Consider the following 5,921-nt stretch of genomic DNA (forward strand, 5'->3'; position numbering starts at 1 on the left):
CTTTATTTATTATATAGACCTTATGAAACCTTTGTTCTTGACAAATTTCCGTATTCAATAGCATATTATCCTCAAAATTTCTGATTGTAACGTGGGGAAGCACAAACAGTGGCACTTCAAAATAAGCAAAATGGGGAAAAAATCAAAAAGAGTTGCGTCGTCTTCGACGCGAGAACAAGCAGTTGCACATTGAGCGCGAGATACTGTCAAAACATAATGCCGTAGTGATTCTGTACGGTAGCAGCGGCCTAGTATATCGCGGCAAAAGAGACTACCCATATCAATCTTACTTGAGATTGTCATTTCGGCACGGTTTTAGCCGCAATCCAGAAGGTTTTGCTGTTCCTGTCTATATGGGGCATGACTTACGCCACGATGCACTAGGCTGCATTCCAATTTGGCTTACCAACCGTCTCCGACGCTTATATTTACCAGGCCTTCGACAAAGTCATCCACGACGTCCTCAACGAACCCCTCGACGGCATCGTAACCTTCAGAAACTCTGTCTCCATACCAATCAGCTGCTTCAACCGCTTGTTGAGGATTTGTCACTACTACAGCAACTACTCCACCGATTGCTCCAGCGGCTGCTCCTACCGCGATTGCGACAACGATAGGAGGTACTCCTCCTGATACCTCAGTCATGGTCTGTCTATCCAAATCTTCATGGTTGATAGATAGAGCCGGACATGCAGCAAAAGCTTGACTGGGATTGGTCGTCATTCGATTTACCAACGTTTGAGTCATGATATTCTCCTAAAACAAATGAAGCAGAATTTATAACAAAAATTTCCACCTAAACTGGTCAATATATTCACTTTGCCAAATACTTACCGGATTCTGAACTATATTGGTCAGGGGAAAGGGTTAAAGATATCGTCCAAAATATCGTCCAAAATATCGTCCAGCGTCGGGTCAAAATCCTCACTGGTATCATCCTCAGGGACCGGGAAACATCCATCGGCACCAGAGATCCGAGCAATTTCAAGCCTATCCAAATCACTCGTTTTAATCGGCAGATGGGTCACACCTGCGCCCAATTGCTCGGGATTTGATACAATTCGTCTCGTCATTACTTTCACCTCCTTTCTTCACTGCCTTAGCGCAAATCGCTGAAATGTCGGATTTTACGAAGCGTTTAAGCATTTTATGGGACGTGACGTAATACTACCAGGAAGCCCACCATTCACTCACCGTATCGTAGATATCATCCACTGTATCTTCGATATAATCAATAATATCTTCAAGGAGCTCCGCTGGATCTCCTTCTGGCAAAATGCATCCCCCTGATGTATTCGCCATTTCGCTACGCATCAGTTCCATCTCTCGACCAGGAAGTTGAACACAGGTCACAGAATCTTGTGCTGGCATTGACGTAATGCGTTCTGTCATTTCTCTCACCTCCCTTCTTCAATATCTCAGCGAAGCACAGATAGCATCCCTGTGGCACCTGTCAGGGGGCCGTGAGCATATCGCTGAAGTGTCGGACTTTGCGAAGCATTTTGTATGCCGTGTCGCGATCACTGCATAAGCCCAACAGGGCGGCTTCGACTTCGTTTGGATGTAAATATTGCATCAAGTGAAGGCCCAGGCCTTCAATAAGGGACATATCTTGCCCCAAAAACGAAATGCGCGGCAACGGACCTTGCACGCTTCCCAAATAGTTAAATCCTTTAGACATACTTTTCGGCACACCGGATGCATCACAACCCTGTGTAAAACTCACAGTTATTGGTATCGGGCAGGCGGGGGCATCGCGTTTGATCCGCAAATTTTCAAACAGTGTCATATGCTGCTGCGCCATACAATCCCAGGAAAAATTCAGTGCGCGTTTGCGAGCACGCTCTCCTAATTTCTCCCGCTCCGTCTTGCTATTCAACAAATCGCGCACAGCATCTGAAATCACCTCAGGAGCGATATAACCCGTCACATTCAATGGCTCATCTTCAAACCGCTCAATCTCAATCAACCGTCCACAACTGCCCAACAACTCTGGCGCACCCGCAAAATTGGTCGCCACAACCGGAAGACCACACGCCATGCCCTCTATCACAGTGGAGGGACACGACTCATACGAATACACCGACAACGCGCACAACACATCGAGCATATTGTAATACAGCGGCATATCCGTATAGGGTTGCGCGCCCAAAAAAATCACATTGGGCGCATGTGTCACAGGTGCGAACTGCTTGCCAATCACCGCAAACAACACGTTGGGATTCAGATCGGCCATGCGCAAAAACGGATAGGCCCCCTTGCCCGGCTCAAACCGCCCGCAAAAACCAACCACTGGCATCTCCAGAAAACGTTGATCACCCGTCTTATCTACTATCTCTTTGCGCGCTTGCAACTTATCCATTGGCACAAACACCTCGGCATCTACCCCATTGGTAATCGCATGTAAATACGATCGGTCAAACACTATCTTGCCCACTTCGTCAGCGGTGTATGCCGACTTGGGCGACAGGGCATCATAAGGCCGCAACAGCGAATAACATTGAAGCACCTTGTCTATAAAGTCGCGATTGCGTCCAAAAGAACACGACAGCCGAATCAAAATGGGTGCGGGACACACATGGCGAAAAAATGCCAGGTCATCTGCTTTGGGCTCAAACATCAACACACCATCAAAATCCTGCCGCACAAACCACTGGCGAGACGCATCAATCGTCTCATAAGCTGGTCGAATACCGTGCAAATTCGGACCATAATCCACAGCGTCAGACGCTGGCATATACACATCGCAATACTTCGATAACGCCTGCACATGGTTAAATCCTGATAGGGATGCCCCGCTGCTGGATTGAACTACTTTTTCGGGATCGCGATATGGGTGTGGTACGTAAAGTTTCATTTTTTGCCTCATTTCAGCGATTCTATAAATTCTCGCGTTTGCTCGGCACCACCCAAGGATAGATCGTGTTCGGACACAGAACGTCCGAGCATTGCGCCAATAGCTTTTGCCATCTTTCCCGCACCTATTTGATCGGGATGTATCACCCCTGCAATACCCAACTCCATCAACTGCTGTGCGCGAAATTCCTGATCATCCATCGCAATGCTCGGCACCAGAATCGATGGCACTTGTGTCTCAAGCACATTCATACAGGTATTGTATCCCGCCCGGCTAATCGATAAATCCGCGTGTTTCATATAGGCCAAAAAATTGGACGTAAAGCGTTCAATGCGAAACGGACCATCACCGCACAACCCGCACAAAGCCTCAAAATGCTTTTCATCTATAAACGCACCAGCGAAAATCACCATCTCGCGCCCATCGTGCGCAGCGTCTCGCTCCAATTGTTTCCACGCTTCAATACACGGCGCAACAAGCGCAAGTCCCTCAGCCCCACCGCCAGCACTGACCAGCACATACCGATCAGGCGCACCACCAGGCCGAGATGCGTTTTCGAGTTTCTCAGAAACAAACCCCGTATAAACCACGGGAATACCGATATCAGCAGTCCAGGGAAAGTGATCTTCCAACCGGGACAATTTGGAATCGCCATGCACCAGTACCGCATCGAAATACTGATTCAACACGGGCACAACCTCCTCGTAATACCGCCGATTAAAAACCAAATACTCGTGATGTATCCCACCAAAAGGCACCGAATAAAACCGCATCGCGTCCCCATCGCGTCTCTGGACAGGTGTGACAGCCGGTTGCAACACATTGCTTTTTGCCCGCGTTGGAATATCGCGCAGTGAACACAGCACCTTCGCACCGGGATTGATCTCATTGAGTCTGGCTATTGTATTGAGGATCTCGCTCTTGAGAGACCACCGGGAAAAAGGAAAAAACTCAACACAAAACACATCGGGGCGAATCTGTTCCATCGCTTCGGAAAGCCTGGCCTGACGCTCGCGCATCACAGCCTGCAAATCGCGTTCCTTATCAACAGACTCAATGCCCTGTGTGCCCGTGCGAAGGGGCGGCAGGGGAATACGCACCACCCGTTCATCAAGGTCAGCCTCGGGAATTGGTCGTCCGCCATCGATGAAAAACACATTGCATGTTTTGACCAGTTCATTGACAATCTGTCGATTGCGGAAATGGTGCCCAACGCCAATGAGGTGCTGGCTGTAAAATGCAACGCGTGTGCGGGTTTTTGCTTGTTGATTAATACATTCCATACGGGCAGGGCAAACGGCTATCGCGGCCTCATAGATCCCGCGATAGCGTTCCACAACCTGCCTCCATGTGCGCTCTGACCGCACCCATTCGCTGCCCCTTTGTCCCAGTTGCATCCGCAACGCGGGATTCTCAATGAGTTCGGCACATGTCTGCGTAAGACTCTCGACATTATCTGCCACAAAAACGCGCCCAGTTTCACCATCTATAACCACCTCCTTGAGTGCGGCCACATCACTGACGACAACGGCTTTTTCCATCGCCATTGCCTCATAAGGCTTCATCGGCGTGACCAGTTCGGTAACGCGGCTACGCGTACGCGGAATAACAAAAACATCTAACATCGCGTAATAGGCAGCAATTTGGTCGTGCGGTATTTCACCCGTAAAAATCACCACATCCGCCAGACCGCGTTCCTGTGCTTCGCGCTGCAATGCTGGCAAGTCTCGTCCACCCCCCACAATCAACACTTTGAGATTGGCATACTGCCCGCGAAGAACCTCACACGCCTGCAACAACAACCGCAATCCCTCCAGTGACCGCACCAGACCGATATAGCCCAACACCACATCTTCCGGTTCAATCCCCAGATCATTGGCAAGTTCGCCTGACCGATTTTTGGGTGCATATTGCTCAACCGCCACACCATTGGGCACTACGCCAATTTTCTCTTCGTCAACCCCCTCGCGTATGCATTCTGCTTTCAACACCTCGGACAGCGTCACCACTGCATCGGCTCGTTGCATCGCATTGACATGTTGCGCGTGTTGCTGGCGATACGCCTCTGAATCGGAAGCCAGCATACCCTGCGCCACACCGCTATCGTGCCACAAGCCCCGCACCTCGTACACCACAGACAGACCACAATGATGTCCTATATCAATCGCAACCTGTGCATTTCTACCCGGTGACGCCGCGTGCAACACATCGGGTTTTTCTGTCTCAACAGCCCGCGCAACGCGCTTGCGAAAGTGTAGCTCCTGCCCTGTATGATAAATTTGTGGGGTATCTGTTTTGCCCAGGCGTTCGCCCAGCCGTATCGCGTATTCTTCAGAAGTATTTCTCAAATAAGGCACGTCATTGATATATTCGACACCATCGACAAGTTGTCCAGACACACCCCACCGCGTGAGCACCACAGGATCAAAGCCAAGTGCTTTCTGCGTATTGATGATATACTGGCTTCGCAAACTGTAGCCGCTTTGTCGGTGTGGCAGCGAAACATCCAGAATATGTAAAATCTTTATCGGCATAGGATTTTCAAATTGTCTCATGTCTTTCCAATACTTTTAAGACCTATTCTTTTATGAATTTTTTTCAAGAATGCTTTCGCATCTCACTTTTGCGCGGTAAGCAGTAAGAGACATGTCATTTACCTTCATAAACACCTGACAAAAATACTTTGAGGAATGAAATCCACACATGCTTGCAACTTCATAGGTCAACAGGGATTGTTCGCTTATTAAGTGCTTTGCATGGGCAATTCTGATCTCTCTCAATTTTTCTCGGAAAGGCTTGCCAACATGCTTTTTGAACAAGGCGCTCAGATGTGTTCTGGAAAGTTTGAAATGGTCCACGAGATCACTAAATTTGAGGTCCGGGTTGCTGTAATGCGCCTCCAAAAATGCTTCAAACGCAATTTTCCAACTCGAATCTGATGGGATATGGGTTTTGACCTCAGTCAAAAACTTGCTCCTTTCAACTACACTATTCAGACAGATATTTCACTGCTTAAACAGATATGTGCAACATGTGTGCCAATGGTGAATTCCTAAAATAATAA

At 48.6% G+C, this 5,921-nt stretch carries 6 protein-coding genes; all 6 read right to left on the reverse strand.

The window, feature by feature from the left end; all coding sequences use genetic code 11:
• Nucleotides 1–402 precede the first annotated feature (402 nt).
• The 6 genes from F4Y39_08265 to F4Y39_08290 all read right to left on the reverse strand — a co-directional run bounded on the left by F4Y39_08265 (nt 403) and on the right by F4Y39_08290 (nt 5,859).
• Nucleotides 403–747, reverse strand: a complete 345-nt coding sequence (locus F4Y39_08265; protein MYC13705.1) for a class IIb bacteriocin, lactobin A/cerein 7B family — start codon at nt 745–747, stop codon at nt 403–405.
• A gap of 107 nt (nt 748–854) precedes the next feature.
• Nucleotides 855–1,073 (reverse strand): hypothetical protein, encoded by a 219-nt coding sequence (locus F4Y39_08270; GenBank protein MYC13706.1) that lies wholly within the window; start codon nt 1,071–1,073, stop codon nt 855–857.
• A gap of 94 nt (nt 1,074–1,167) precedes the next feature.
• A complete protein-coding gene (locus tag F4Y39_08275) occupies nt 1,168–1,392 on the reverse strand; it encodes a hypothetical protein (GenBank protein ID MYC13707.1) in 225 nt (74 codons plus the stop codon).
• A gap of 61 nt (nt 1,393–1,453) precedes the next feature.
• Nucleotides 1,454–2,869 (reverse strand): glycosyltransferase family 4 protein, encoded by a 1,416-nt coding sequence (locus tag F4Y39_08280; protein MYC13708.1) that lies wholly within the window; start codon nt 2,867–2,869, stop codon nt 1,454–1,456.
• The gene (locus tag F4Y39_08285) at nt 2,866–5,412 is read right to left on the reverse strand and encodes a glycosyltransferase (GenBank protein ID MYC13709.1); all 2,547 of its coding nucleotides are present in this window, start codon (nt 5,410–5,412) and stop codon (nt 2,866–2,868) included. The genes F4Y39_08280 and F4Y39_08285 overlap by 4 nt, the downstream gene beginning before the upstream one ends.
• A gap of 30 nt (nt 5,413–5,442) precedes the next feature.
• On the reverse strand, nt 5,443–5,859 hold the full coding sequence (locus F4Y39_08290) for a helix-turn-helix transcriptional regulator (GenBank protein MYC13710.1): 417 nt from the start codon (nt 5,857–5,859) through the stop codon (nt 5,443–5,445).
• Nucleotides 5,860–5,921: the final 62 nt, after the last annotated feature.

Source organism: Gemmatimonadota bacterium (assembly GCA_009838845.1).
GTDB lineage: Bacteria > Latescibacterota > UBA2968 > UBA2968 > UBA2968 > VXRD01.